The sequence below is a fragment of the Pseudomonas sp. genome, from assembly GCF_030690725.1.
In the GTDB taxonomy this organism is placed as follows: domain Bacteria; phylum Pseudomonadota; class Gammaproteobacteria; order Pseudomonadales; family Pseudomonadaceae; genus Aquipseudomonas.
Map to the genome: position 1 here is coordinate 36,851 of NZ_JAUYGD010000051.1, position 26,902 is coordinate 63,752.

General features: G+C 63.1%; 17 protein-coding genes and 2 pseudogenes. 8 read left to right on the plus strand and 11 right to left on the minus strand.

Annotated features, from left to right (window positions below; translation table 11 throughout):
* Window positions 1–94: 94 nt before the first annotated feature.
* The 5 genes from ispA to Q8O69_RS12380 all read right to left on the minus strand — a co-directional run bounded on the left by ispA (window position 95) and on the right by Q8O69_RS12380 (window position 4,403).
* Complete coding sequence (ispA, locus tag Q8O69_RS12360) at window positions 95–982, minus strand: (2E,6E)-farnesyl diphosphate synthase (RefSeq protein ID WP_305592517.1); 888 nt, start codon at window positions 980–982, stop codon at window positions 95–97.
* A complete protein-coding gene (locus Q8O69_RS12365; protein ID WP_160016186.1) occupies window positions 979–1,224 on the minus strand; it encodes an exodeoxyribonuclease VII small subunit in 246 nt (81 codons plus the stop codon). The genes ispA and Q8O69_RS12365 overlap by 4 nt, the downstream gene beginning before the upstream one ends.
* Window positions 1,225–1,392: 168 nt before the next feature.
* On the minus strand, window positions 1,393–1,848 hold the full coding sequence (locus tag Q8O69_RS12370) for a DUF2214 family protein (protein ID WP_305592519.1): 456 nt from the start codon (window positions 1,846–1,848) through the stop codon (window positions 1,393–1,395).
* A gap of 166 nt (window positions 1,849–2,014) precedes the next feature.
* Window positions 2,015–3,046, minus strand: coding sequence for a sensor domain-containing diguanylate cyclase (locus tag Q8O69_RS12375; protein WP_305592521.1), 1,032 nt, complete (start codon window positions 3,044–3,046; stop codon window positions 2,015–2,017).
* Window positions 3,033–4,403, minus strand: a complete 1,371-nt coding sequence (locus tag Q8O69_RS12380; protein WP_305592599.1) for an MATE family efflux transporter — start codon at window positions 4,401–4,403, stop codon at window positions 3,033–3,035. Before Q8O69_RS12380 ends, Q8O69_RS12375 begins: the two co-directional genes overlap by 14 nt.
* 330 nt (window positions 4,404–4,733) lie before the next feature.
* Here Q8O69_RS12380 and Q8O69_RS12385 point away from each other — a divergent pair, with 330 nt between their 5' ends.
* A complete protein-coding gene (locus tag Q8O69_RS12385) occupies window positions 4,734–9,656 on the plus strand; it encodes an alpha-2-macroglobulin (protein ID WP_305592523.1) in 4,923 nt (1,640 codons plus the stop codon).
* A gap of 51 nt (window positions 9,657–9,707) precedes the next feature.
* Here Q8O69_RS12385 and Q8O69_RS12390 read toward each other — a convergent pair whose 3' ends face one another.
* Together Q8O69_RS12390 and Q8O69_RS12395 are read right to left on the minus strand one after the other, a co-directional pair.
* Entirely contained in the window at window positions 9,708–10,001 is a 294-nt protein-coding gene (locus Q8O69_RS12390) for a hypothetical protein (RefSeq protein ID WP_305592525.1), read from the minus strand.
* 154 nt (window positions 10,002–10,155) lie between these two features.
* Window positions 10,156–11,643, minus strand: coding sequence for a M4 family metallopeptidase (locus Q8O69_RS12395; RefSeq protein WP_305592526.1), 1,488 nt, complete (start codon window positions 11,641–11,643; stop codon window positions 10,156–10,158).
* Window positions 11,644–12,038: 395 nt separating this feature from the next.
* Here Q8O69_RS12395 and pbpC point away from each other — a divergent pair, with 395 nt between their 5' ends.
* A complete protein-coding gene (gene pbpC, locus Q8O69_RS12400) occupies window positions 12,039–14,366 on the plus strand; it encodes a peptidoglycan glycosyltransferase PbpC (RefSeq protein ID WP_371136125.1) in 2,328 nt (775 codons plus the stop codon).
* Between the two features lie 31 nt (window positions 14,367–14,397).
* Here pbpC and Q8O69_RS22205 read toward each other — a convergent pair whose 3' ends face one another.
* Together Q8O69_RS22205 and Q8O69_RS22210 are read right to left on the minus strand one after the other, a co-directional pair.
* Window positions 14,398–15,282: a methyl-accepting chemotaxis protein gene (locus tag Q8O69_RS22205; RefSeq protein ID WP_371136126.1), complete on the minus strand. Its 885-nt coding sequence runs from the start codon at window positions 15,280–15,282 to the stop codon at window positions 14,398–14,400.
* Window positions 15,256–16,362: pseudogene (locus Q8O69_RS22210) on the minus strand (methyl-accepting chemotaxis protein); the annotation flags it as partial. The pseudogene Q8O69_RS22210 and the gene Q8O69_RS22205, both read right to left, overlap by 27 nt.
* 401 nt (window positions 16,363–16,763) lie before the next feature.
* Between Q8O69_RS22210 and Q8O69_RS12410 the strand changes: the two are divergent.
* The 3 genes and pseudogenes from Q8O69_RS12410 (at window position 16,764) to Q8O69_RS22220 (ending at window position 19,742) form a co-directional block, all read left to right on the plus strand.
* Complete coding sequence (locus Q8O69_RS12410; RefSeq protein ID WP_305592601.1) at window positions 16,764–17,678, plus strand: substrate-binding domain-containing protein; 915 nt, start codon at window positions 16,764–16,766, stop codon at window positions 17,676–17,678.
* A 177-nt stretch (window positions 17,679–17,855) separates the two neighbouring features.
* Window positions 17,856–18,872, plus strand: a pseudogene (locus Q8O69_RS22215) (cache domain-containing protein); the annotation flags it as partial.
* 141 nt (window positions 18,873–19,013) lie between these two features.
* The gene (locus Q8O69_RS22220) at window positions 19,014–19,742 is read left to right on the plus strand and encodes a methyl-accepting chemotaxis protein (protein WP_371136128.1); all 729 of its coding nucleotides are present in this window, start codon (window positions 19,014–19,016) and stop codon (window positions 19,740–19,742) included.
* 154 nt (window positions 19,743–19,896) lie between these two features.
* Here the strand turns inward: Q8O69_RS22220 and Q8O69_RS12420 are convergent, their stop codons facing one another.
* Window positions 19,897–21,018, minus strand: a complete 1,122-nt coding sequence (locus tag Q8O69_RS12420) for a GGDEF domain-containing protein (protein ID WP_305592534.1) — start codon at window positions 21,016–21,018, stop codon at window positions 19,897–19,899.
* A 161-nt stretch (window positions 21,019–21,179) separates the two neighbouring features.
* On the opposite strand from Q8O69_RS12420, the gene Q8O69_RS12425 reads away from it, so the two are divergent.
* The 3 genes from Q8O69_RS12425 to Q8O69_RS12435 all read left to right on the plus strand — a co-directional run bounded on the left by Q8O69_RS12425 (window position 21,180) and on the right by Q8O69_RS12435 (window position 26,011).
* Window positions 21,180–22,118, plus strand: coding sequence for a tripartite tricarboxylate transporter substrate binding protein (locus Q8O69_RS12425; protein WP_305592536.1), 939 nt, complete (start codon window positions 21,180–21,182; stop codon window positions 22,116–22,118).
* Between the two features lie 164 nt (window positions 22,119–22,282).
* Complete coding sequence (locus Q8O69_RS12430) at window positions 22,283–23,227, plus strand: tripartite tricarboxylate transporter substrate binding protein (RefSeq protein WP_305592538.1); 945 nt, start codon at window positions 22,283–22,285, stop codon at window positions 23,225–23,227.
* A gap of 51 nt (window positions 23,228–23,278) precedes the next feature.
* A complete protein-coding gene (locus Q8O69_RS12435; protein ID WP_305592539.1) occupies window positions 23,279–26,011 on the plus strand; it encodes an EAL domain-containing protein in 2,733 nt (910 codons plus the stop codon).
* Between the two features lie 32 nt (window positions 26,012–26,043).
* Here Q8O69_RS12435 and Q8O69_RS12440 read toward each other — a convergent pair whose 3' ends face one another.
* Window positions 26,044–26,895, minus strand: a complete 852-nt coding sequence (locus Q8O69_RS12440) for a universal stress protein (protein WP_305592541.1) — start codon at window positions 26,893–26,895, stop codon at window positions 26,044–26,046.
* Window positions 26,896–26,902 lie beyond the last annotated feature (7 nt).

Consider the following 26,902-nt stretch of genomic DNA (forward strand, 5'->3'; position numbering starts at 1 on the left):
TCGTGGGAGGGGCCGGGCGGCGATCCGCTTTAGCCGCGACAATAGCGGTAAAACTCGCCGCTAAAGCGCCTCCCACTCCGGTGCGTGGAACGGTTTAGCTGCGCCGTTCGACGATATACCGCGCCAGATCACGCAGCGGCTCGGCAGCCTGGTCGAATGGGCGCAGGGCATGCAGGGCCTGGTCGCGCAGTTCCAGGGCGTAGGCCTTGGCGGCGTCGAGGCCGAGCAGGGCCGGGTAGGTCGGTTTGTCGTGGGCCTGGTCCTTGCCCTGGGTTTTGCCCAGGGTGGCGGTGTCGCTTTCCACGTCGAGGATATCGTCCTGCACCTGGAACGCCAGGCCGATGGCGCGGGCGTAGGTGTGCAGGGCTTTGAGTGCGTGGTCGTCGGCCTGGCCGCTGGCCAAGGCGCCAAGCTGCACGCTGGCTTCGATCAGCGCGCCGGTCTTGTGCCGATGCATGATTTCCAGGGCGTTCTGGTCGAGGGTTTGGCCGACTGAGCCGAGGTCGATGGCCTGGCCGCCGACCATGCCGGCCGGGCCAGCCGCGCGGGCCAGGGCGCTGAGCATAGCCAGGCGCAGCTCGGCGTCATGCGGGTTGTGCGTGGCGTCGGCGAGTACTTCAAACGCGAGGCTCTGCAGGCCGTCGCCGGCGAGAATCGCACAGGCTTCATCGAAGGCTTTGTGGGTGGTCGGCTGGCCACGGCGCAAGTCGTCATCGTCCATCGCCGGCAGGTCATCGTGGACCAGCGAGTAGGCGTGAATCAGTTCCACCGCGCAGGCTGCCGCATTGGCGCGCTGCGGCTCGCCGCCGAGGGCTTCGCAGGCGGCGTAGGCGAGCAGCGGGCGAACGCGTTTGCCGCCATTGAACAGGCTGTAGCGCATGGCGGCGTAGAGGCGTTCCAGTTCCGGGCGAGGGCTGCTCAGGAGGGTTTCCAGGGCGGCATCGACGCGGCTTTGGCAGCTGCTCTGGTAGGCCGCAATCATGCCTGCTGGTCCGCGTCGAAGGGGGCTTCCTCCAGCTCGCCGTCGCGCTCCATCAGGATCTGCACTTTCTGTTCGGCCTGGGCCAGGGCGGTCTGGCAGTCGCGGGTCAGGCGTACGCCCTGTTCGAAGGCGGTCAGCGAGTCTTCCAGCGACAGCTCGCCGTTTTCCAGACGCTCGACCAGGTTCTGCAGATCGGTCAGGGATTGCTCGAAGTCGAGCGCGGCTTTTTTACGGGCGGCCATGGCGGATATCTCGGGGTAGATCGGGGAGTTGGAACCGGCGCGACACTAGCAGAGCCATGCCGTGCGGGCAAATCAGCGGGCGGTTTCTGAACTTGTGGGAGGGGCTTAAGCCGCGACAGTCGTTCGCCGCTAAAGCGCCTCCCACAGGATTGGTGGCCTGGTCGGTTGTCAGCCGATTACGCCGTGACCGCGTGCCATCAGCACCGCTAGTAATGGGATGGTCAGCAGCGCCAACAGTTCCAGGCGAATCACCGTGATCACCAGGCGTGCCTTGGCTGGGCTGACCTGCGGTACTTCGCTGGCCTTGAGGCTGTTGCGCCAGTTGAGGAAGACAAAGGTCGGCACCACGGAAATCAGCCCGACCAGAATAAACAGGCCGACCTTGGCGTGAAACAGGCTATTGCCCAGGTAGTAGTCCAGGCCCTTGCCGTACCAGAGCACCCGCGCCAGGCCGGTAAACAGCACCACGCCGGCGCAGATGCCGTAGGCGATGTCGGTGATGATCAGGCTGCGTGCGCGGCGCAGGTCCAGCGGCAGTTTGAATTGCACATGCTCGATGCTGAGCAGGGCGAACAGCAGAAAGATCGACAGGTAATGCAGGTAGGCGGCAATGGCTTGGCCCATGGTGGCGTCCCTTCTCTGGATTGGCTGATCAGCTGGCTAGCAGGCCGTTGAAAATGTAGGAGAGGCAGGCAAGACAAGGCAAAAACGGCCGAAAAAGCGGAGTTTACTGCTGTAAATGAGCATTTTGAGGCCGTTTTTAACGCAGTATTGCCAACGCAGGTAGTTTTCAACGGACTGCTAGTTCGACCCGGTTACGGCCATTGCCCTTGGCCTGATACAGCGCCTGGTCGGCGCGGTTCATGGTAGCGCTTGGTGGCTCCTGAGGGGCGCGCAGGGCTGCGCCGATGCTGATGGTCAGGTTGAGTTGCAGTTCGTCGATGCTCACCGGCTCCTTGTTCAGGGCCGTGCGAATGCGCTCGGCAATCTGCAGCAGTTCATGCTCATCATGCACCTGCAGCAGCACCACGAACTCCTCGCCGCCGCTGCGCGTTACTACATCCTGCGGGCGCACGGCGGCGCTGATGCGCCGGGCGGTTTCCCACAGCACCTGATCGCCCGCAGCGTGGCCGTGGTTGTCGTTGACCTTCTTGAAGTAATCCAAGTCGCAGAACAGCACGCCAAGCTGCAGGCCCAGATCGTCGGCCTGCTCCTGCTGCCGAGGCAGAAAGTGGTTAAGACCGGCGCGGTTCCACAGTTGGGTCAGTGGGTCGAGCATGGTCTTGCGCTGTTCACGGCTAAGCGCCGCGCGCAGCTGCGCGGTCTGCTCGCTGACGTGGCGCAGCTTCAGATAACCCTCGACCAGGGTCGCCATGTCGATAAATAGGCGCACCTGTTTGTCCGTCAGCTGCCGTGGTGTCGGGTCGATCAGGCACAGGGTGCCCAGCGGTTGGCCTTCCTGGGAAAACAGCGGTTGCCCGGCGTAGAAGCGAATTTGCGGGTTGTTGACCACCACTGGGTTGTCGTGAAAACGCAGGTCGTTATGGGTGTCTTCGACTATCAATGGCTGGGTGCCGAGTATCGCGTGGGCGCAGAAGGAGATGGTCCGTGGGGTTTCGGTGATCTCCAAACCGATGCGCGACTTGAACCACTGGCGGTCATGGTCGATCAGGCTGACCAGCACGGTTTTGACCGCGAATACTTCGCGCACCACCCGCACCAGGGTGTCTAGATAGGGGTCGGCGGGGGTATCGATCAGTTCGTTGTCATCGAGAATCTGCTGGCGCAGGACTTCATCGCAGGGCATTTCAGGGCTGAGCATAAGGGGCTCCTGATTGGCTGGGGGCGAACCATTGGTCGGCACGGGTCAGGCGGTAAGCATAGCCAGCCAGGCACAGGCTGCGCAGCCCCATAAAACTCAGAAAGGCCAGCCACAATCCCTGGTTGCCCAGCGGTTGCAGTGCCCAGGCCAGCGGCAGGCTGAGCAGCAGCGCCAGAAGCATGGCGTCGCGCATCTCCCGGGCGCGGGTGGCGCCGATAAACAGGCCGTCGAGCAGGTAGCTCCACACCGCGATCAGCGGCAGCAGGGCGAGGTACGGCAGGTAGGCGAACGCCGCCTCGCGCACCATCGCAATATTGGTCTGCAGGCTGATAAACCAGTGCCCGCCAAGCAGAAAGAACAGCGCAAAACCCAGGCTGGCGAGCAATGACCAGCCGCCGGCGACAACCAGCGTGCGCCGCAGCGCGCTGCGATCACGGGCGCCCAGGGCATGCCCGCACAGCGCCTCCAAAGCGTGGGCCAGGCCGTCGAGGGCGTGGGCGGCGAGCAGCAGGCCGTTGAGCAGCAGGGCGTTGGCTGCCACCGTTGCATCGCCGAGGCGGGTGCCCTGCACGGTGATCAGAAAGAACACCGCCTGCAGCGCCAGGGTGCGGATAAATATGTCGCGGTTTACTGCCAGCAGCGGTCGCCAGTTCAACCAGCGGCGCAGCGCGGCCCAGTCCAGCGTGCCGGCGTAGGCACGCAGGGCGCGGCGGGCCAGGTACAGGCCGAGCAGGGCGCCGCTCCACTCGGCAATTACAGAGGCCCAGGCCGCGCCGGCCACGCCCCAGTGCAGGCCGAGGACGAACAGCAGATCGAGGGCAACATTCAGCAGGTTGGTGGTCAGCAGAATGGCCAGCGGCCCGCGGGCGTTCTGCGTGCCCAGCAGCCAGCCAACCAGGGCATAGGTGGCCAGCGCCGCAGGCAGGCCGAGCAGGCGGATATACAGATAGCTGCGCGCCAACTCATCGAGCTGCGCCGAGGGCTGCATTAGCGCGAGTGCAGCGCTGCTCAGGGGAATGGCCAGGCTGATCAGTACGACCGCAAGCAGCACGCCAAGCAGCAAACCCTGCAGCAACACCTGGCGCAGCGCGCCGCCATCATTGCGCCCGGCGGCCTGGGCGCTGAAACCGGTGGTGCCCATGCGCAGAAACCCCACCGCCCAGGTCAGCAGGGTATACAGGCTGCCGCCCACGGCCACCGCAGCCAGTTGATGGGCATGCGGCAGATGGCCGATCACCGCGCTGTCGACCAGCGCCACCAGCGGCACCGAGAGGTTGCAGAGGATCATCGGCGCAGCCAGCGCCCACACTCGTTGATGGGTCGGCCTGTGCTGCCAGGCATCGCGTACGGCGTTTATCAAATGCGTTCTCAAACGTGCTTGGAGATGACTGCAACAAAATGCGCGGGCGCGTGTCACAGGCGGGTTATTAAACACTGATCGACTGGCGTGCGCTGCCAAGCAATTTTGCATGCGCACGCGTAGAACCTGTTTACGGTCTCGCGAGCTAGAGCCCTGCAAGGCAAAGGCAGGCGAGGACGCGGAGTGTACGAGTTGTACATGAGCATCCGAGCCTGGCTTTAACGCCGCAGGGCCGACGCGCAGCAGACCGTTAACAGGTTCTTAGTTGTTGGCAGGCGGCTCGACTATAGTGTCAGGCCTCTGCACCTACCCTTGTTGGAGCCCGCAATGCCGAAGAATGGACTGCTTCTGGCACTTGTCCTGAGCCTGCTCAGCGCCTGTGATTCATCCACCCCTGGGCCCGCCGAAGTGACGGCCACCCAATCCTCCCCCGTGAGCAGCGAGGCGGCCAAGCCGGCAGTCGACCGCAAGGCGCTGGCCGAGCGTTACGCCGGTCGCGAACTGACCGTGGTGGATGTCTCGGAAGTGCAGCTCGATGGCGCCAGCACGCTGTCGATCAGCTTCTCGGTGCCGCTTGACCCCGAGCAGAAACTCGCCGAACGCCTGCACTTGGTCGACAGTAAAAGCGGCAAGGTCGATGGCGCCTGGGAGCTGACCGACAACCTGATGGAAGTGCGCCTGCGCCATCTGGAGCCGCAGCGCAAACTGGTGCTGACCGTGGATGCCGGCCTGCTCGGGCTGAATGGCAAGAGCCTCGCCGCCGAGCAGGTGACCCGCCTGGAAACCCGCGACCTGCAAGCCAGTGTCGGCTTTGCCAGCCGTGGCTCCTTGCTGCCCACGCGCCTCGCCGAAGGCCTGCCGGTGATTGCGCTGAACGTCGACAAGGTGAATGTCGAGTTCTTCCGCATAAAATCCGAGTCGCTACCGGCCTTCCTTAACCGCTGGGGCCGCGCGAGCAATCTGGATAACTGGGAGGCCCGTAGCCTGCTGCCGATGGCCGATCTGGTCTATGGCGGCCGTTTCGATCTGAACCCTGCGCGCAATACCCGCGAAACCCTGCTGCTGCCGATTGCCGGCCTGGAGCCGTTCAAACAGCCCGGCGTATACCTGGCGGTGATGCGTGAAGCCGGCAGCTACAACTACTCACAGCCGGCCACGCTGTTCACCCTGAGCGATATCGGCCTGTCCGCGCGGCGCTACCAGAACCGTATCGATGTGTTCACCCAGGCCCTGGCCGGCGGTGATGCCCTGGGCGGTGTACGCCTGGAAATCCTCGATGCCGAAGGCAAGGTACTGGCCGAAGGCAAGACCGATGGCGCTGGCCATGGCGAACTGCCGCTGCCAGCCAAGGCCGAAGTGCTGCTGGCCCATCAGGGCGAACAGACCAGCCTGCTGCGCCTGAATACTGCGGCGCTGGATCTGGCCGAGTTTGATATCGCCGGCCCCGTCGCTCACCCGTTGCAGTTCTTTGTGTTCGGCCCGCGTGACCTTTATCGTCCCGGCGAAACCGTGCTGCTTAACGGCCTGCTGCGCGATGCCGATGGCCGCGCGGTAAAAGCCCAGCCAGTGAATGTGGAAGTGCGCCGCCCGGATGAGCAGGTCAGCCGCAAATTCGTCTGGCAGGCCGATGACGCCGGTTTGTATCAGTACCAGCTGCAACTGGCAGCTGAGGCGCCGACTGGGCGTTGGCAGCTGCTGTTCGACCTCGGCGATGGCCGCCAGCAGCTGTATGAGTTCTCCGTGGAAGACTTCCTGCCGGAGCGCATGGCCCTGGAACTCAAGGGCAGTGATAAGCCCTATACCCCAGCGGAAAACGCCCAGTTTGAGGTCACCGGTCGTTATCTGTATGGCGCGCCAGCCGCTGGCAATCGCCTCAGCGGCCAGCTCTATGTCCGCCCGCTGCGTGAGGCGGTGGCCAGCCTGCCGGGTTATCAGTTCGGTTCGGTTACTGAAGAAGAGTTGAGCGAGGACATCGATCTCGATGAAACCAGTCTGGACGAGCAGGGCAAGGCCAGTCTGGATATCGAAAGCCGCTGGGCCGATGCCAAGTCGCCGCTGCGCCTGATCCTGCAGGCCAGCCTGCAGGAGTCCGGTGGCCGGGCGATTACCCGGCGGATTGTCCAGCCGGTCTGGCCGGCCGAGCGCCTGCCCGGCGTGCGTGGGCTGTTCGATGGCGAAGAAGTGGACGCCGACAGTCTGGCCGAGTTCGACGTGCTGGTGGCCGACGCTGCCGGTAACAAGCTGGCGGCTGATCAACTTAGCGTGCGCCTGATTCGTGAGCGCCGTGACTACTTCTGGAACTTCTCCGAGAGCGATGGCTGGAGCCATAACTACACCGAGAAATTCCTTACCCTCAACGAGGAAACCCTCAAGGTCGCGGCCGGCGGTACCGCCAAGATCAGCTTCCCGGTGGAGTGGGGCCCCTACCGCGTCGAAGTGATTGATGCGCAGACCGGCATGCTCAGCAGCATGCGCTTCTGGGCCGGCTACCGCTGGCAGGACAACGCCGACGGCGGCGCAGTGCGCCCGGATCAGGTCAAGCTGGCGCTGGATAAACCGGCGTACGTCGATGGCGACACCGCCCAGGTCACCGTTACCCCGCCTTCCGCGGGCAAGGGCTACCTGATGGTGGAGTCCAGCGAAGGGCCGTTGTGGTGGCAAGAGATCGAGGTGCCGGCCGAGGGCAAGACCTTCGACATCCCGATTGCCAAGGACTGGGCGCGCCATGACCTGTATGTCAGCGCCCTGGTGATCCGTCCCGGCGAGCGCAAGAGCAATGCCACGCCTAAACGTGCGGTCGGCCTGCTGCATCTGCCGCTGGAACGTGCGCCGCGCAAGTTGGCACTGACCCTCACCGCTGCGGAAAAGATGCGTCCTAACCAACCGCTGAAGGTCAAGGTGCAGGCGCGCAACGCTGACGGCAGCATCCCGAAGCAAGCGCAGGTGCTGGTGGCGGCGGTGGATGTCGGCATCCTCAATATCACCGAGTACGCCACGCCTGATCCATTCGCCAACTTCTTCGGCCGTAAGGCCTATGGCGCGGACCAGCTGGATATCTACGGGCAACTGATCGAAGCCGGGCAAGGCCGGGTGGCCAAGCTGGCTTTCGGTGGTGACGCGGCGCTGGCCGGTGGCGGCAAACGCCCGGATACCAGCGTGCTGATCGTCGCACTGCAGAGCCAGCCGCTGGCGCTGAATGAACAGGGTGAAGGCGAAGTCAGCCTGAATATCCCCGACTTCAACGGCGAGCTGCGGTTGATGGCGCAAGCCTGGACCGATGAGCATTACGGCATGGGCGAAGGCAAGACGGTGGTCGCTGCGCCGCTGATTGCCGAGCTGTCCGCACCGCGCTTCCTCGCCGGTGGCGATGAAACCACCCTGGCCCTGGACCTGAGCAACCTGTCCGGGCGCGAGCAGAAACTCGATGTGCAACTGAGCGCTGAAGGCCAGCTGCGCCTGGCGCAGAATCCGGGTGCGGCGGTGGCGCCGATCACCCTGGCGGATGGTCAGCGGACCATTCTGCGTATCCCGGTCACCGCACTGGGTGGCTATGGGCAAGGGCGCTTCAAGGTCAGCGTCAATGGCCTGGCCCTGCCCGGTGAGGATCTGCCGCCGTTCAGCCGTGAGTGGACCCTGGGCATTCGCCCGGCCTACCCGGCGCAGCTGCAGCATTTCCGTGCGGTGCTGAAAGACGAACCCTGGTTGCTGCCGGCCAATGCCCTTAGCGCCTTTGAAACTGCAGGGCTGGAAGCGCGGCTGGCGATTTCCAGTCGGCCGCCGCTCAACCTGGGCGAGCAGATTCGTGCGCTTAAAGCCTATCCATACGGCTGCCTGGAGCAGACCACCAGTGGTCTGTACCCGTCGCTGTACGCCGATGCGGCAACGCTGAAACGTCTGGGCGTGGAAGCCGAGCCGGATGAGCAGCGCAAGCGCTCCATCGAACTGGGCATCGAGCGTCTGCTGAGCATGCAGCGTTACAACGGCAGCTTCGGTCTGTGGGGTGCGGACAGCGATGAGGAGTACTGGCTGACCGCCTATGTCAGCGACTTCCTCCTGCGCGCCCGCGAGCAGGGCTTTGGGGTACCGGAAGAGGCGCTGAAAAAGGCCAACGAACGCCTGCTGCGCTACCTGCAGGAACGCCACCTGATTGAGGTCAACTACAGCGACAACGCCGAACACAGCCGTTTTGCCGTGCAGGCCTACGCCGGTTACGTGCTGGCGCGCAGCCAACAGGCGCCGCTGGGTGCCTTGCGCAGCCTGTATGAGCGACGCAGCGATGCACGCTCCGGCTTGCCGCTGGTGCACCTGGCCGCGGCCCTGCAGAAAATGGGCGACCAGCCGCGTGCCGATGAGCTGCTGACCGCAGGCCTGGCCCGTGGTCGTGAGAGCAACAACTGGCTGGCCGACTACGGCAGCCCGCTGCGTGATCAGGCGCTGATTCTGGCGCTGCTGGAAGAGCACGACCTGGCCGGCAATCGCCGTGAAGAGCGGCTGTTCAACTTGGCCGATGAAGTGGCCGGGCAGCAGTGGCTGTCGACCCAGGAGCGCAACTCGCTGTACCTGGCCGGGCGCAACCTGCTGAGCAAGCCGGAACCTAACTGGAGCGCAGCTCTGCAAAGCGGCAGCCTGGCCTTCGAGCTGAGCAATGCCCAGCCGGGCCTCAAGCTCGATGGCAGTGATCTGGCTGCGCCGCTGACTATCCGCAACGCGACAAGTAAACCGGGCGATACGCCGCTGTATCAGCAGCTGACCCTCTCCGGCTACCCAAGCCAGGCCCCGGCGGCGGGAGGTGAAAACCTCAGCATCTACCGCGAATACTTAGGCATGGACGGTAAGGCGCTGGACCTGAGCAACTTGCAAAGCGGCGAGCTGGTGCTGGTGCACCTGGCCGTGGCGGCCAAGCAGCGGGTGGCGGATGCCCTGGTGGTCGACCTGCTGCCGGCGGGCCTGGAGCTGGAAAACCAGAACCTGGCACAAAGCTCGGCCAGCCTGGACGACGCCAGCAGTGCGGTAAAGGAATGGCGTAAGTCGATGCAGAACGCGGCGATCAAGCACCAGGAGTTCCGTGGTGATCGCTACGTCGCCGCGCTGGATGTCAGCGGCTACGACACCACCCACCTGCTGTACCTGGCCCGCGCCGTCACCCCCGGCAGCTACCGCGTGCCGCCACCACAAGTGGAGTCGATGTACCGGCCGAACTGGCAGGCGCTGGGCGAAAGCCCAGGACGCTTAATCGTTAAAGAGCGCTAGAACGCACAAGGCCCGCCAAATTGGCGGGCCTTGTTGTTTAGCCGGTGTGACTTAGCTGATCAGACCGCTCAGCAACCACAACCCCAGCACCAGCCAGATCACCCCGGCAATTATCGAGCGGCGGATAAAGGCGCGTACCGCCAGGTACAGCAGCCAGAGACCAGCCACTAAAACCACGATGCTAAGCAATGATGGTGTCACCCCCAAGGCCTTGGACATGCCCGTGATAAAGCTGCTGACCGCGCCGCCAAGCATGCCGAAAAAGCCGCTCAAGCCTTCGATGATAAAACGGATCACCGAGCCGACCGCTTCGCCCAGGGATTCAAAAATACCTTCTACACCCATAGTTCTCGTTCCACTCGACTCTGCGTTGGTTACTGCTGCGCGCCAGTGTGCCAGTCATTTGGCAGATTGGCAGCGTTACGGAGCATGACCCGCCAGCGCTGGACATAGAAAAGCCCCTGCCTCAGCGAGGCAGGGGCTTGTGGTGTAGCGTGTTTCAGTTAAGCAGGGTTGGACAGCTGACACCCACTGCGGCAAAGGCCGCAATGGCATCGGCAGAGCCATAGCTGCGGTTCTGCGCCGACTGGATTACGCCGCAGGCGCCGCGGTTGAAGTCGCTGGTTTCCGTCCAATAGAAACGATTGGCGTCGACAAACACTTCGAACGCTTTGCGGGTATTCCAGCCGATTTTCTGGCTGAGTAAGTAGAACGCACGGTTATACACCCCGCTTGAGTGGTGTACATCCATGCCATCACGGTACTGCTCGGCGTGATCAATCGAGCGACCGTCACGGCTGGGCTGGTTCATATAGCGCAAGGCGCCGTCACCTTTGAAGATGTCGTAGCCAACCTTCCAGTCGTTCTTGCCTTTCATAAAGTATTCGGCCGCTTCGCCAGCCATATCGGAGAACGCCTCATTGATGCCGCCGGACTGGTTGCTGTAGACCAGCCCCGAATGCAGCTCGGTAAAACCATGGCTGACTTCGTGGGCGGAAACGTCCAGCGATACCAGTGGGTAGAAGCGATTACGACCATCGCCGAAGGTCATCGCCTGACCGTCCCAGAAGGCATTTTCATAGCCGTTGCCGTAATGCACCTTCATATACAGCTTGCGGTTGAGCAGCGGGCGCAGACCGCCAAACCAGCTGCCGTACATCTGGAACACCACGTTGCCGAAATAGTGCGCGTCGTTCAGCGGCGAGAAAGCGCCGTTGATGCTCTTGAAGTCGTTGAACGAACAGGCGAACTGAAAGGGCGTGGTGCTGCTGTTGTTCAGGCTGTGGTTGAGGTTGACGGTGATGACATTGCCGCTGTCCATCTGGCACTTGTTGTTGACCGACAGATGTCCGTAGTCCGTTCCATACAGGTAACGGCCACTTTTCAGGTTGCCCCCCGGCCCCGTTGCCTGGGCGTGGTTGAGGCCTTCCCATTGATCAAGCAGCTCGCCGCTGTTGGCTTCGATCATAAAGAACGGGCGTGAAGGTTTTGCCCCGGGGACAAAGAACGACACCACGTACGCCAGCTGTGCGCGTTGCTGCGCATCGAGCCGCACAACCAGTTCGCTCTGTTCGTTTTCGCTCGGCAGGCCGCTGGCTTTCAGGCTTTTGGCCATTTCCAGGGCTTGTTTGGCGCTGAGCGTTGGCGTTGCATCGCGTACCAGGTCGCTGCTGATATCACTGACCAAGCGGCCGCTGCGCAGGGGCTGGCTACCGTCGGTAAACTCGGTGATGGCTTCGCCCCACACCCGGATGCCCTTATAGAACTGTTGATAGCGCACGACCTGGGCACCACCAGGCAATTGCGCGCTCAGGGTGGCGTTCAGCTCGTCCGGCTGCAGTCCAAGGTCATCATGGATGTCGCCAGCGCCGGCTATACCGGGGCGGGTTGGCAGGGTTGAGAGATCAATCAGTTCTGCGGCGAAGGTACAGGCGGGGGAAACAAGTGCGGCGAGTAGCAAGGTTTTCGGGAAGATCTTCCTGTGCATTGATGTAGCTCCATTGGGTAAGCGGAGGATGGCTCCGTGAATAGCCCGTTGCCTTATGGCGATAACGGTTTTTCACTGTTGTCGGCGCGGCGGGTAGCCAGGCGTTAACAGCGAACCCAAGGTATAGGCGTCAAAAATACGAATATCAAAAAAATGACGCAAAAAGATAACAATGGGCGCAAACAGCTCTAGCACGGTACTTTTGCTCGTGTGTTCTGGCGGATATGGCATGTTCTGCCATGGCGTAGAGCTTCTGCACGTCAGGTTTCGAGTTGTCAGCAGAGGCCAGAAATATTGGGCAGCGCCGCGTATAGTGCGGCGCTTCAGGGATGTGTGTTGAGAGAGGCGCTATGCGTTCTGGGGCGGGTCGGTTGGTGGCAGCGCATGCTGTTGTGCTGAGGTGTTTACGCCGTCCCTGGCTGGCTATTGCGCTGTGCCTGCTGCTGATTCTGGCGCTGGCCGACCGGCTATTCCCGTTGCCGTTACCAGGCGATGACCTGGCCCGTGTGGTGCTGGCCGAGGATGGTGCGCCGCTGTGGCGCTTTGCCGACCATGATGGCGTATGGCGCTATCCGGTCAGCCCCAGTGAGGTGTCGCCCTATTACCTGGACGCGCTGCTGACCTACGAGGATCGCTGGTTCTATCAGCACCCCGGGGTCAACCCGCTGGCGCTGGGCCGTGCGGCCTGGCAGAACCTCAGCGGCGGGCGCGTGCTGTCGGGCGGCAGCACGCTGTCGATGCAGGTGGCGCGGCTGCTTGATCCGCATGCACGCAGCTATAGCGGCAAGCTCAAGCAACTGTGGCGCACGCTGCAGCTGGAGTGGCACCTGTCCAAGGATGAAATCCTCACCCTCTACCTCAATCGCGCGCCTTTTGGCGGCACCCTGCAAGGCGTAGCGGCGGCCAGTTGGGCCTATCTGGGTAAGTCGCCGAGCCAGCTGACCCGCGCCGAGGCGGCATTGCTGGCGGTACTGCCACAAGCGCCCAGCCGTTTGCGCCCGGATCGTCACCCTGAGCGCGCCCAGGCGGCGCGCGACAAAGTGCTCAAACGCCTGGCCAGTTTCCAGATCTGGCCGCAGTCGGCGATCAACGATGCGCTGGAAGAACCGGTGCTGCTCGCTCCACGTCAGGAGCCACGCCTGGCGCCGCTGCTGGCGCGGCGCCTTAACACCCGCGGCAGTCCGCCGCTGATTCGTACGACTATCGATGCCGCCTTGCAGCGCCGCTTGGAAGATTTGCTGCTGGGTTGGCGTGCGCGGCTGCCGGAGCGTACCTCGGCGGCGATTCTGGTGGTCGAGCAGCCAAGCATGGCGGTACGCGCCTACCTGGGCTCGGTGGATATTGGCGATGCCAAGCGCTTTGGCCATGTCGACATGATCAACGCCGTGCGCTCGCCCGGCTCGACCCTGAAACCTTTTCTTTACGGCATGGCGCTGGATGAAGGACTGATCCATTCCGAGTCGCTGCTGCAGGACGTGCCGCGACGTTACGGCGATTACCGCCCGGGCAACTTTGCTGCCGGTTTTAGCGGCGCGGTGTCCGCTAGCGAGGCCTTGGCCACTTCACTCAATTTGCCTGCTGTGCAACTGCTCGAGGCCTACGGGCCGAAACGCTTTGCCGGCGAATTGCGCAGTGCTGGTGTGCCGTTGCTGCTGCCGCCGTTGGCCGAGCCCAATCTGGCGCTGATTCTCGGTGGGGCCGGCAGCCGCCTGGAGGAACTGGTCAGCGGTTACAGCGCCTTTGCCCGTGGCGGCATGGCAGCGCGTCTGCGCTTGCAGCCGCAGGATGGCTTGCATGAGCGGCGCTTGCTGTCGCCCGGCTCGGCGTGGATTGTGCGGCGTATTCTCAGCGGCCAGGCGCGCCCGGATCGCGACCCGCGTGCGCAGCTGGTGCAGCGCCCGAGCCTCGCCTGGAAGACTGGCACCAGCTATGGCTTTCGCGATGCCTGGGCGATTGGCGTGGCGCCGCGTTACTTGATCGGCATCTGGATCGGCCGGCCCGACGGCACCCCGGTGTCCGGCCAGTTCGGCCTGGCCTCGGCGGCGCCGCTGCTGCTGCAGGTGCATGATCTGCTGGTCAACCGCGACAGCCAGCGTGGCATCGCCCTGCCGATTGATCCGCAGCCTGCCTCGGTCGGTGTGGCGGCGATCTGCTGGCCGCTGGGCCAGCCGCTGGACAGTAGTGACCCCAACTGCCGGCGCCAACGTTTTGCCTGGACCCTGGATGGCACCACGCCGCCGACCTTGCCGGCGCAGGACCAGCCGCTGGGTTTGGGTCTGCTGGAAAGCCTTTGGGTGAATGCCGCCGGGCAGCGCGTGGATGCCAGTTGCCCGGGGGCGACGGCACAGAGCCTGGCGTTATGGCCGGCGCCGCTGGAACCCTGGCTGCCACGCCGCGAGCGGCGCAGTGCGCGCCTGCCAGCGGTTGATCCGCAATGCCCGCCGCGACATGTGCCGGTCGCGGCGCCGCTGTCGATAGTCGGGGTACGTGAAGGCGACCGCTTGCGCCGTCCGTCCGGCAGCGCCGAACCCCTGCGCTTGCGCCTGTCCGCGCTGGGCGGCAGTGGTCAGCGCTGGTGGTTTGTCGACGGTCAGCCAATTGCCGAAACCAGTGCCGATGCACTGTTCACTCACGCCTTTGCGCGCAACGGGCAGTATCAGCTCAGCGTGCTGGATGAAAGCGGGCAGACCGCACGGGTGTCTTTCTGGCTGATGCGCGACTGACTGCGGCAGTTGTGCTTCGTGCGCAACGTGCTTAGGCCAACTTGAAGCGGTTTACCAGGGTCTGCAGCTCGCCCCCCAGGCGTGCCAGGTCGGTGCTGGCGGCTGAGGTTTCTTCGGTAGCAGCGGCAGACTGCTCGGCCACATCGCGAATACTGGACACGCTGCGGCTGATCTCTTCAGCCACCGAGCTTTGCTGCTCAGCCGCCGTGGCGATCTGCTGATTCATCTCCTGGATGCTCGATACCGCGCTGTTGATGGCTTGCAGGGCAGTTCCGGCTTGCTTGGCCGCATCCACTGTGGAGCCCGCCTCGGTGCAGCTTTTACTCATCATCTCCACTGCGCTCTGGGCACCGCCCTGCAGGGTGGCGATCAGGCCTTCGATCTCACGGGTGGACTCCTGGGTACGCTTGGCCAGGGCGCGTACTTCATCGGCCACCACAGCGAAACCGCGGCCCATCTCCCCGGCCCGGGCTGCTTCGATTGCGGCGTTGAGCGCCAGTAGGTTGGTTTGTTCTGCAATGCCTTTGATCACGTCCAGCACCGCGCCGATATTGTTGCTGTCGTGCTTGAGGCGCTCGATGGACTGCGATGAATGTTCAATAGAGCGCGCCAGGTTTTCGATGCGCTCGATGGCCTGCTGAACCGTCTGATTCCCCTGCTGGGCCTGATCATCTGCATCGCGAGCGGATACGGCGGCGGATTCGGCGTTACGCGCCACATCCTGCACGGTGGTGGTCATCTCATGCATGGCGGTGGCCACTTGCTCGGTCTCCATTTTCTGCTGAGCCACCCCGGCGCTAGTTTGCTCGGTGATTGCCGACATCTCTTCGGCGGCGGTAGCCAGCTGTTCGATGCCGCTGGTCAGACGGGTCAGCAGTTCGCGCAGGCTCAGGGTCATGGCCTGCATGGCTTGCATCAACTGGCCCAGTTCATCCTGGCGTTTGCTTTCAATGTTTTCCGAGAGGTCGCCCTGCGCCACCTTGCGCGCCAACTGCACCACGCGCTGCAAGGGGGTGACGATCATCTGGGTGATCAGCAGGGCGCAGAGCAGCCCCAGAATAAAGGCGATAACGGCAGCGCCAACCAGTATGGCCTCAGCCTGGAGTGCTTCGGCCTGCAACACCTTGAGTTGCAGCTCAAGGGATTCGGCGGACGCGCTGGCCACCTGCCGCGCCCGTTCGTTCATGGCTGCTTCGCTGGTCGTACGGCTATCCACGGCCTGGCGCAGGCTATCGAAATTGCGTTGATAGATCGCCAGCTGAGCCAGAGCCGAATCGAGGTCGGCACGGGCTGCGGGATCGCTGATACGGTCGCGTAGATTTTGGCCGTTCTGGCTTAGGCTATCGAACTGCTGCAGCAGTATCTGAGCATCCTTAGCCTGGCTGCTGATAACAAAGTTCTTCTCAAAGCGTCTGGCATTGAGCAGCTCTTTGGCAAGCGCGCTGGCCTGGTTGGCGTAACTCAGGGTGCGGATGCTGTCTTCATCGCCGCTGGCGCGGATCTGCTGCTCGGCGGTCTGCCCCAGCCTGGCCTGCAGCTCGTCGAACTCCTTCAGCGCTTGTCGCGCCGCTTCCTCCATGGCCCGCTGGGCGCTCTGGTTGCTGGCGCTGGCCTGGCGAAGCGCCTGCAGCTGCTGGCGATAATCGGCCACATCCTGGCGAATACCTTGCATCAGGGCGACGGTTTCCGGGCGGGTCAACAACTGCAGGCTGTCGCTGGCCAGGGTTTCGATCTCTCCGGCCAGGCTTTGGGCCTGCTCGAGGTACTGGTTGTCGCCGCGGATAATAAAGTTCTTTTCTTCCTGGCGGGCCAGCGACAGCTTGCTGTCGATTTCGTTGACCTTGAGCAGGGTATCGAAGCGCCCTAGGGTGCTTTCCAGAGTGCCGTAACTGATCCAGGCGATAACCAGGGTGATGGCCAGCACCAGGCCAAAACCGCTGAGCAGCTTCTTTCGTACGCTCATATCGAGGATGAGGTCGTTGATTGATCCGGCCATAAGAGCTTCCTTTTTCGGTTATTTAGAGGCAGAAAATAACCTTAGTGCCTTGATGGCAGATGGCTATGGGGGATTCTTTACATAGCGTTTCAGGAAGAGCGGGCAGTCTGATAACGACGACCCGTGGCAGTGGGTAGATGCAGCCGTGACCAGATGCTGGAAATCGATATCGACAAGGGTGCTTGTCGGACCAAGGGGCGGCGTAAGGTTGTTCTGGCCATCAGTGGCTACGCTGTTAGGTGAAGGTCGGCGCAGTTGTCTGCCGGCCAGTCGCGCAGGGATAGGCGATGTCGAGAAATTGCTACGCAACGGTCTTCTGCTTGTGCGGGCTGCTGTTCAGCGCACTGCTTATTGCAAGTGAGTGGTCTGGGCCGAAGCAGGCGCCGCCCGCCCGCAGTGGCATGCAGGTGAGCTTTATCGCGGCCGATTTTCGTAACGGCGGGGTGGTGGGCGTGTACCGCAGCTTTGAGCGTGCGGCCAAGTTACTGGGCTGGCGGGTGCATGCCGTGGATGGCCGTGGCGATCCGGCGGAAATCAAACGTCTGGCCGCTGAGGTGCTTGAGCGTAACCCCGATGGCGTAGTGCTCGGCGGCTTTGAGGCGGATTACCTGGGTGAGCTGCACGAGGTTTATCAGGCCCGCGAGATTGCCTTGGTCGGTTGGCATGCCGGGGATCGGCCGGGGCCGACCGACAAACTGTTCAGCAATATCACCAGCGACCCCTTGCAGGTGGCTGATCTGGCTGCCGAGCACGCCATGCGTGATGGTCAGATCGGCGTGGTGCTGTTCACTGACAGCCAGTTTGCCATTGCTACCGCCAAGACCCAGCGCATGGTGCAGCGCTTGGAGGCGTGCGCGCAGTGCAAGGTGCTGAGCGTTGAAGACTTGCCGATTGCCAGCGCCGGCAAGGGGATGGATGAGCGCGTGCGTTCGTTGCAGCGCCGCTTTGGTGACGAGTGGAGCCATACCCTGGCGATCAATGATGTGTATTTCGACCATATCAACGTGCCGCTCAATGCCCTTGGGCGTAAGGACATTCGCAATATTTCCGCCGGCGATGGTTCGGCCAAGGCGCTGGGGCGTATCCATTCAGGCTTGTCCCAGCAGGTCGCCACAGTCGCCGAACCCCTGGGCATGCAGGGTTGGCAGCTGGTCGATGAGCTGAACCGAGCCTTTGCCGGTCAGCCGCCGAGCCAGTTTGTCACGCCGCCGCTGTTGATTACCCCGCAGGTGCTGCAGGAGTCGGACGATCTCAGCATCGAGCTGGACTTCAGCCATGAAGATGCCTATCTGCGGCTGTGGCGGCAGGTGGACTGAGACAGTGCTGGCGGCTGGCTAAAGTCATTAGTCAGTGCAGCCGATAGTGGTTATACGTCGCCGGGCAATTGAGTTTGTATACAAAATTGTATTCAATCTCTGTCTTCAAAAAATAACTAAAAGGTAACCTCCATGGGCTTGTGGAAACGCAGCATCCAGTGGCAGCTGATTCTCAGCATGGGCGCTGCCCTGCTTGCCAGCATTCTGATCGTGGTGGGCGTTTACTCGGCGGTGGTCAATCGTCTGACTGAACGCTTCCTGGTCGAAGAGGCCTTGCCGGCGCGGGTGCTGGCGATTCGCAACGATCTGGAGCGGGTGCTGACCGCGCCGATCACCGCCAACGCCGGGATTGCTGGTAACGCCTTTATTCAGGACTGGCTGGCGGCCGGCGAAGATGAAGGCCAGCGCGATGCCGTGGCGCGTTACCTGGAAGGCGTGCGTGCGCAGCAGAACGCCATGACCACCTCGATTGCCGTGCTGGACAGCGGCAACTACTTCACCGGTGAGGGGCTGGCGCGGGTGATCAGCCGTGATCAGCCGGAAAACCAGTGGTTCTACAAGCTGGTCGACAGCAGCCGCGATCAGGTGCTGGAAATCGATATCGACAAGGGCACGCGCCTGCCGACCCTGTTTATCAACCAGCGGATCAAGCAGGGCGGTAAAACCCTGGGCGTGTCTGGTCTGGGCTTTAGCCTCAAGGCCATGTCGGAAATGATCCGCGACTTCCGCTTTGGTGAGCGCGGCCAGGTGTTTCTGATCGATGCCCAGGGCGATATCAAGGTGCACCCGCAGGCCGAGCTGAGCGGCAGTGGCCGCCTCACTGAGCTGTTTGGCAAGGCGCCGGCCGATGAGCTGTTGGGCAGCGGCGGCAAGGCGGTGCGTTTCGAGCGGGACGGTGAAACCTATCTGGCGGTGGCGCAGAAGCTCTCCAGCCTGGACTGGCTGCTGGTCAGCGAAGTGCCGGAAGCGGAAATCTATGCCGAAGCGCGCCAGGCACTGCTGATGACCAGCGCCATAGGGGTTGGCGTGGCGCTGTTGTTCCTCGCTCTGGTGGTGTTGCTGGCGCGTGGCCTGGTGCGGCCGATCCGTCAGGTGACCGCCGCGCTGGTGGAAATCGGTGGTGGCGGTGGTGATCTGACCCGGCGTCTGGATGAGTCCCGCGAGGACGAACTGGGCGACTTGGCGCGCGGCTTCAACCGCTTTATCGGCGGCCAGCGCAGCCTGATCAGCGATGTGCTGGCGACCAGCGAGCGCCTGCGCGCTTCGGTCAGCCAGGTGGCGCAGGTGGTCGACAATACCGCTGGGCGCTCCAGCCAGCAGCAGGAAATGACCGATATGGTCGCCACGGCGGTGCATGAGATGGGCCTGACCGTGCAGGAAATTGCGCGTAACGCCAGCAGCGCCGCGCAGTCATCGCAAAGCGCGCGGGACGAGGCGCAGGGCGCGCGTAATGAGGTGCGCCAATCCATCGGGCATATCGAGAGCATGTCCACTGACATTGGTAACGCCGCCGCCGCAGTCAGTGAGCTGGCCGAGCAGGTGGCATCGATTGATCAGGTACTGGCGGTGATTCGCGGGATTTCCGAGCAGACCAACCTGCTGGCGCTTAACGCCGCCATCGAAGCGGCGCGGGCTGGGGAGATGGGCCGTGGCTTTGCTGTGGTGGCCGATGAGGTACGCACCCTGGCCAGCCGCACGCAGAGTTCGACCGATGAAATTCAGCAGATGATCCAGCGCCTCAAACAGGGCGCGGAAACGGCCGTGAGCTCCATGCATGCCGGCCAACGTGCGACCGGAACTGGCGTGGAAGCCAGCCAGCGTACCGGGCAGTCGCTTAGTGCGATCACCGAGCAGATTGAACGCATCAGCGATATGAACACCCAGGTCGCCACCGCCACCGAGGAGCAGTCATCGGTGACCGAGGAGATCAACCGCAACGTGCAGGGCATTGCCGACCTGGCGCATGCCACCGCCAGTGAGGTGCAGGTGTGTAAAGACGACTGCCAGACCCTGCGCGGCCTGGCCGATGATCTGGCCAAGCAGATGGGCAGTTTCCGTCTTTGAGTTGGGTTAGCCTGGGACGACCGTTGTCGACCTGCTTTGCTCTTGTAGTAGCGGGCTTGCCCGCGAATTGTGGTCGATAGAGAACCATCGCGGGCATGGCCCGCTCCTACGGGGTCACCCAACCCGCAGTACTGCTGGTAACGTTGAGTTGGGCTTAGGCCAGCTCCAGGCGGTTACGCCCGGCCGCCTTGGCCTGATACAGCGCATCGTCGACCCGCTTGAAGAAGCTTTCAGCGCTGCTGTCGCGGCGCATGTCGTAACAACCCACCCCCAGGCTCGCGGTCAGCGGCAGGATTGCTCCCGGCACATTGAAGCCTTCGCGCTCCAGCTCCAGACGAAACTGCTCGGCCAGCAGGCGCGCCTGCTCCAGCGGGGTATTGGGCATCAGAATGCCGAACTCCTCACCGCCCAGACGCAGCAGCGCGTCGCTGTCGCGGCGAAAGTTCTGCCGCATGCGTTCGGCAAAATCGCTCAGGCAGCTGTCGCCACAGGCATGCCCGTACTCGTCATTGATCCGCTTGAAGAAGTCGATATCCAGCAGCACCAGCGACAGCGGCTGGCTCTGCCGCTGGGCGTTGGCCACCATCACCGGGAACAGGCTGTTGAACTGATAGCGGTTACCCAGCTGGGTCAGGCTGTCGGTGCGGCTGAGGTGCTCCAGGCGCTCCTGCTGGTCGAGCAGCTGCAGTTCCAGGGCCAGGGTGTTGTGGTACTCGCGGTTGCTGCGGCTCAGCACCAGCAGCAGGTAGCTGAGGTAGAAGCTCAGGGTGATCAATATGGCGTACTGCTCGCGCCATGCCAGTGCCAGAGTCAGTAGCCCGGGCAGGTAAATCAGCAGCAATGCCAGGATTGCGCGCTTCTTGCGCATGGCGAAGTTGAAGGCCAGGGCGGTGCTGAAGGCGATGGTGCTGAGGGTGGCGATGATCACCGAACTGCTGAACAGCGGACTGCGCTGCGCCAGGGCGTGGGCCAGGCCCCAGCTCAGCGCGGTAATCAGAATCAGGCTCCAGTGCAGGTTCAGCCAGCGCTTCAGCGACTCGCTGGTCTGCTCCTGCGGCAGACGGTGCAGCACGCGCAGAGCCAGCAGCAGGGCAAACATGGCAATACCGAGTACGCCTGGTACTACCAGTGCGCCTGGGTCATTGCTGAAAATCCAGGTGAGTAGCCACGCCAGCAGGTAATAAATACCGCCCAGCGGTGAGCGGATGCGCGTGTCCTGCGCTTCACGCCAGAGGGCGAAGGCGTGTGGCTGGCGGGGTAGCTGGGCTTCAGTCATGGCCTGTGATCACAAAATATCGACTTGATCGCAGCATAACCCTTTGCTTTTGAAAAAGCTGTCAGATTGCTATCGCGCGCCCGTGGGCTAAAACCAAAGGACGGGCCTGCAGCTTTTGCGACCCTGGGCTGTGGTTTTGCCGTGCGGGCGAGGTGGCGATGATGAGTAGGCGCGGATGTTGGGCACTGTTGTGTGCATTACTGACCGTAAGCAGCCAGGCGGCGACTTTCCCGGAGCGGCCGCTGACCATGATCATCGGCTATGCCGCCGGCGGCAGCACCGATATTCAGGGGCGGGTGCTGGCCTCCGTGCTGGCGGAGCAACTGGGGCAGCCGGTCAGGGTGAACAATCTGCCCGGCGCGGGCGGGGCGGTAGCGGCCGCCATGTTGGCCAGCAGCGCTGAGCAGGGCTACGTCTTTCAGTACGGCATTTCCTCGACCATCAGCATTTCGCCCTTGCTGGCGCCGGCGTCCTACGACCTCGACAGTTTTACCTATGTGGCCGGCCTGTCGCTGGACCAATCGGCTTATGTCACCGGTGGGCAGAGCGGCTTCAAGGACTGGCCGAGCCTGCTCCAGCACCTGCGCGACAACCCGGGCCAGGTGTATGTCACGCAAACCGCCGAGGACCGTCTGCTGACCCGCGCCATTGCCAAGCGCGAGGGGTTGCAGCTGCGCATTGTGCCCACCTCCGGCGGTGCGGGCATGGCCCCGCTGGTGATTTCCGGCGAGGTGTTCTTTGCCTACAGCGGCGGCACCCATACTGGCTACACCGATTCGGGGCAGATGCGGGTGCTGGCCAGCCTGGCCGAGGAGCGCCTGCTGGGCTACCCCGAGGCGCCGACCCTGCTTGAGCTGGGCTATGGCCTGGCCTTGCATGCCGTGCGCATTGTCACTGTGCCGGCCGACACGCCGGCTGAGCAGGTGAGCATCCTCTTTGATGCCCTGGCGAACGCGGTGCGTGACCCGCGCTTTATCGAGGTCACCGAAACGCGCATCCGCCAGCCGATTCGCTTTATGCCGGGCAGCGAGGTCAAGGCCATGCTCAGTCAGCAGGTGTTGGACTATCGGCAGTTGATCGAGGAAGTCGGCGTGCAATAAGCGCTTGGCGGATGGGCGCGCAAGTTGCATCGCACCGTGCACGGGTCGTGCACAGGTAAGTCTGCGGGTTGCTGGCAGATGTAAGGGCAGCTGGATGCGCCAAAACGGTGCTCGGCGTGTTCCTGGCTGGGCTGGCGGTTGTTGATCCGTGCATGAGGTGGACCATGAAATTACTGCGTTTTCTGTTGTTGAGCGGCTGCCTGGGGTTGTTGCCGTGGCAGGTGCAGGCGGCAAGCTTCCCGGAGCGGCCGCTGACCATGATCATTGGCTATGCCGCCGGCGGTAGTACCGATTTGCAGGGGCGGGTGTTGGCCAGCGTGCTGGAAGAGCAGCTGGGGCAGAAGGTTACGGTCAGCAATATTCCCGGTGCCGGCGGCGCGGCTTCTGCGTCGATGCTGGCCAGCAGTATCGAGCAGGGCTATGTGTTCCAGTTTGGCGGCTCGTCGGTGGTCAGCATTGCGCCGCTGCTGTCGCCGGCATCCTATGGTCCGGACAGTTTTACCTATGTCGCGGGGCTGTCGCTGGAACAGCCGGCCTTTGTTACCGGCGCCCCACATGGCATTCAGGACTGGCCAGGGTTGCTGGCCTATTTGCGCGCCACGCCGGGGCAGATTTATGTCAGCCAGGCGGCCGAGGATCGTCTGATTATCCGCGCCCTGGCCAAGCGCGAAGGGCTGGAGCTGCGCACCGTGCCCACCTCGGGCGGCGCCGGCATGGCCCCGCTGGTGATTTCCGGCGATGCGGTGTTTGCCTACAGCGGCGGCACCCATACCGGCTACACCGAATCTGGCGAAATGCGCGTGCTGGCCAGTCTGGCCGATACCCGCCTGTTGGGTTACCCCGAGGCGCCGACCCTGCGCGAGCTGGGTTACGACCTGGGCCTGCATACCATGCGCATCGTCATGGTACCGGCCAATACCCCGACCGAGCAGGTCGAGATACTGGCCGACGCCCTGGCGGTCGCGGCCAAAGACCCGCGTTTTATCGAGGTGACCGAGCAGCGCATTCGCCAGCCGGTGCTGTTTATGCGCGGTGATGAGATCAAGCCTATGCTGCTTAGGCAGATGCACGAGTACCGAACACTGATAGATGACATCGGATTGCAGTAGGCACCGACAGGGATTAGCTGACTGTGTTGTGACCCTGAGGCGCGGATGCAGATGAGTAGTCGCAAGAATCACATGCCGAAAGCGGCACGTTGGGAGCTGAAGTTCTCGACGCGGATTGCTTTGCTGTTTGGCATGCTCGGCATGGTGGCGATCACGGTGGTGATGGTTTATGCGCTGCGCACGGCCGAGGCCAACCTGCAAAGTGAAATCCGCAATAGCCTGGCGCAATACCAGCGCACCACCGAAAGCCTGATCAATAACCGTCTGCAATTGCTTGAGGTGTATCTGCACAGCGCCTCGGCGCGGCGCACCGTCAGCGCCTTGTCCGAGCAGGTTATGCCGGTTGAGAAAATCGCCGCAGACGTGGCCTTTATGTTTCAGGACGCCAATATCGATGCGCGTCTGGAAGTGTTTTTCCTGCTTGATCCAACGGGCAAGCTGGTGATGGATGCCGGCCTGCCGCTGCATGACATCAAACCGCTGGTCGCCTCGCTGCGTTCGCCTATTCACTACGCCCATGGTTGGACGCTGGTGCAGGCGGGGGCGCAGAGTGCCTTGATCAAGGCCACGCCGATTTTTGACCCGGCCACCGTGCAGCTGCGCGGCTATCTGTTTGTCGGCCTGGCTCTGGGCCAGAATCGGGCGTTTATCGGCGAGCTGAGTGCCAGCACCAAGCTCGATCTGCTGGTGCTCGGGCACGCCGAGCAGCCCCTGGTCTGGCAGGGTGACAGCGAGCTTGGGCTCAAAGGCGATGCGGCGCTGGATTCTCTGGTGCGCGATGACCAGGGGCTTTACCTGCAGCGTTTCCCGATCAGCCTGGCGGGTGTCGAAGAGCCGTTTTGGCTGGTGCTGGGGGTTTCCGACAGCCGCTTCGCCTCGATCTACGACAGCTACCTGCAGTCGTTTCTAATCCTCAGTGGCGGTTTTCTACTGTTATTGCTGGTGGCGGCCTGGCTGCTGCGCATCAGCCATGACCGGGCGATCAACCAGCTGCTCGGCTTTATCGAAGCCACCCAGGCCGGCGGCCGGGGGCTGCGCTTTCAGCCGACCGGGATCTATGAGTACAACCGCGTGGGTGTGGCGATGCAGCACATGGTCGAAGACCTGCACGTCGCTGCCACGGTGTTCGAGTCTGCCGAAGGCATGGTGGTTACCGACGCCCAGCATGTGGTGCTGCGCGCCAACCCTGCGTTCACCCGTATGACCGGCTACAGCGAGAGCGAGGTGGTCGGCAGCACCCTGGATTACATGCTGGCGCAGGGCAGTTTCGATATCGTCCGCGATGCCATGCTTGCGGCCCTGGCCCATCAGGGCGCCTGGCAAGGGGAAATGCCCGGGCGGCGCAAGAATGGTCAGGAATACCCGCAGTGGGTGAGCATTGCCGCAGTGCGCGGTGGTGCCGATGGGCGGCTGATCAACTACGTGATCACCCTGACCGATACCACCCAGCGCAAGGCAGCCGAGCAGCGCATCGAGCAGCTGGCCTATTACGACCCGCTGACCCATCTGCCCAACCGCCGTTTGCAACGCGAGCGCCTGGAGTGCGCCTTGCTCGCCAGCCAGGACAGCGAGCAGCGCGGGGCGGTGCTGTTTATCGACCTGGATGACTTCAAGACGCTCAACGATGCCCGTGGCCATGATATTGGCGACCTGCTCTTGCAGCAGGTCGCCGAACGGCTGACCAGTTGCGTGCGACAAAGCGACAGCGTGGCGCGCATCGGTGGTGATGAGTTTGTCATCCTGCTGGAAAACCTCGGGCAGGAACCGGTCAATGCGGCGCAGCAGGCCGAGGCGATTGCCAGCAAGATTCTGCTGGCCTTGCGGCAGCCGTTTCGCATGGGCCAGATCGAGCACTTCAGCACCCTGAGCATCGGCATCGCCATGTTCAACGGCACCGGCGAGTCGCTGGATGACCTGCTGAAACAGGCTGACCTGGCCATGTACCAGGCCAAGGCGCTGGGACGGAATACCTGCTGTTTCTTCGAGCCGCAGATGCAGCAACGGGTGCTGCAGCGCGCGAGCCTGGAAAGCGACCTGCGCCAGGGTCTGCTGAAAAGCGAGTTCGTGCTCTATTACCAGGCGCAGATCGATCAGCGCGAGGGCTTGCAGGGCGCGGAAGTGCTGCTGCGTTGGCAGCACCCGGAGCGTGGCCTGTTGGCGCCAGGCGAGATTATTCCGGTGGCCGAGGGCAGCGGTCTGATTCTGCCGTTGGGTGAGTGGGTGCTGGAAACGGCCTGCGCCACCCTGGCGCAGTGGGGGCGGCGGGCGCAAACCCGGCACCTCAGCCTGTCGGTGAATGTCAGTGCAAAACAGCTACAGCAGGCCGATTTTGTCGAGCAGGTGCTGCATATCGTGCAGCGCAGCGGCTGCGACCCGAGCCGGCTGAAATTGGAGATTACCGAGAGCATGCTGCTCGATGGCCGTGCGGCGGTGATCGCCAAGATGGCGCGGCTCAAGGCCCACGGCGTGCGCTTTTCCCTGGACGACTTCGGCACTGGCTATTCGTCGCTGTCCTACCTCAAGACCCTGCCGCTGGATCAGCTGAAGATCGACCGCTCCTTTGTCTGCGACCTGTTGAACGACCCGCTGGATGCGGATATTGCCCGCACCATCGTCTCGCTGGCCCATGCGCTGAAACTGGATGTGATTGCCGAAGGCGTGGAAACCCTGGAGCAGTCCGAGCGCTTGAGCAGCTTTGGCTGCACGCGCTTTCAGGGCTACTACTTTGGCCGGCCGGTGCCGCTGGAGCAGTTGTTTGCAGGGCCGCCGGTCAAGGCCAGCTAGGCGGCCGTGGTGCGACCGCCATGGCGTAACCCTTAGCGCAGAATCAGCAGCGCGCTGTTGCTGGTACGCAGCAGGCTGCTGGTGGTGCTGCCGACCAGGAACTGGCGAATCCGCGAGTGGCCATAGGCACCCATGGCCAGCAGGTCGATGCCCTGTTCGAGCTGGTAGGCGTGCAGGGTGGGTTCCACCTCACCGGCGCGAATCGCCAGGTGCACTGCGCTGGCCGAACCTTGCACCACCCGCTCAGCGGCCTTGAGCTGCTCCCAGGCATCGCTGCTTTCGGCGCCGATCATCACCAGGTGGCACGGCAGGCCTTTGAGCAGCGGGCTGGCCGCGATCATCTCCAGGCTCTTGCGCGCCGTGGCGCTACCGTCATAGGCGAGCATGTAGCTTTGTGGCGCCTTGAACTCGCCGCAGCTGACCAGAATCGGCCGGTGCAGGGTGCGGATCACGTTTTCCAGGTGGCTGCCGACCAGTTGGCTAAGGCTGTCGCTGGTCTTGCCCTGACGGCCGATCACCAGCAGGCGGATATCGGCTTCCAGCTCATGCAGGCAGTCGACCAGATCGCCATGGCGCTGACGCAGCTGCGCCGGCTCCACGCCATCGGCCTGCACCCGCTCGCGGGCCGCTTCGAGCATCAATCGGCCTTGTTCCATGGCCAGCTTGTGGCGCTGCTGATCAAGGTTGGCCAGCTCTTCGAGCAGGTGCTCGCGGCTGCCCAGGCCGATGTTGCCGGACAGGTCCGGGCTGGTTGGGTACTGCACCTCATCCAGTACGTGCAGCAGGGTCAGCGGCGCGCTCAGGCGCTGGCTGGCCCAGGCGGCGTAGTCGCACACCGCGCGGGTGGATTGCGAACCATCAATGCATGCCATTACTTGGGTCATTGTTGTT

Bases quoted from the DNA above. Each gene is read 5' to 3' on its own strand.
- ispA (WP_305592517.1), bottom strand. From the start codon at position 982: ATGATTGCGGCCTACCAGAGCAGCTGCCAAAGCCGCGTCGATGCCGCC.
- Q8O69_RS12365 (WP_160016186.1), bottom strand. From the start codon at position 1,224: ATGGCCGCCCGTAAAAAAGCCGCGCTCGACTTCGAGCAATCCCTGACC.
- Q8O69_RS12370 (WP_305592519.1), bottom strand. From the start codon at position 1,848: ATGGGCCAAGCCATTGCCGCCTACCTGCATTACCTGTCGATCTTTCTG.
- Q8O69_RS12375 (WP_305592521.1), bottom strand. From the start codon at position 3,046: ATGCTCAGCCCTGAAATGCCCTGCGATGAAGTCCTGCGCCAGCAGATT.
- Q8O69_RS12385 (WP_305592523.1), top strand. From the start codon at position 4,734: ATGCCGAAGAATGGACTGCTTCTGGCACTTGTCCTGAGCCTGCTCAGC.
- Q8O69_RS12390 (WP_305592525.1), bottom strand. From the start codon at position 10,001: ATGGGTGTAGAAGGTATTTTTGAATCCCTGGGCGAAGCGGTCGGCTCG.
- Q8O69_RS12395 (WP_305592526.1), bottom strand. From the start codon at position 11,643: ATGCACAGGAAGATCTTCCCGAAAACCTTGCTACTCGCCGCACTTGTT.
- Q8O69_RS22205 (WP_371136126.1), bottom strand. From the start codon at position 15,282: ATGCAAGCCATGCAGGCCATGACCCTGAGCCTGCGCGAACTGCTGACC.
- Q8O69_RS12410 (WP_305592601.1), top strand. From the start codon at position 16,764: ATGCAGGTGAGCTTTATCGCGGCCGATTTTCGTAACGGCGGGGTGGTG.
- Q8O69_RS22220 (WP_371136128.1), top strand. From the start codon at position 19,014: ATGGTCGCCACGGCGGTGCATGAGATGGGCCTGACCGTGCAGGAAATT.
- Q8O69_RS12420 (WP_305592534.1), bottom strand. From the start codon at position 21,018: ATGACTGAAGCCCAGCTACCCCGCCAGCCACACGCCTTCGCCCTCTGG.
- Q8O69_RS12425 (WP_305592536.1), top strand. From the start codon at position 21,180: ATGAGTAGGCGCGGATGTTGGGCACTGTTGTGTGCATTACTGACCGTA.
- Q8O69_RS12430 (WP_305592538.1), top strand. From the start codon at position 22,283: ATGAAATTACTGCGTTTTCTGTTGTTGAGCGGCTGCCTGGGGTTGTTG.
- Q8O69_RS12435 (WP_305592539.1), top strand. From the start codon at position 23,279: ATGAGTAGTCGCAAGAATCACATGCCGAAAGCGGCACGTTGGGAGCTG.
- Q8O69_RS12440 (WP_305592541.1), bottom strand. From the start codon at position 26,895: ATGACCCAAGTAATGGCATGCATTGATGGTTCGCAATCCACCCGCGCG.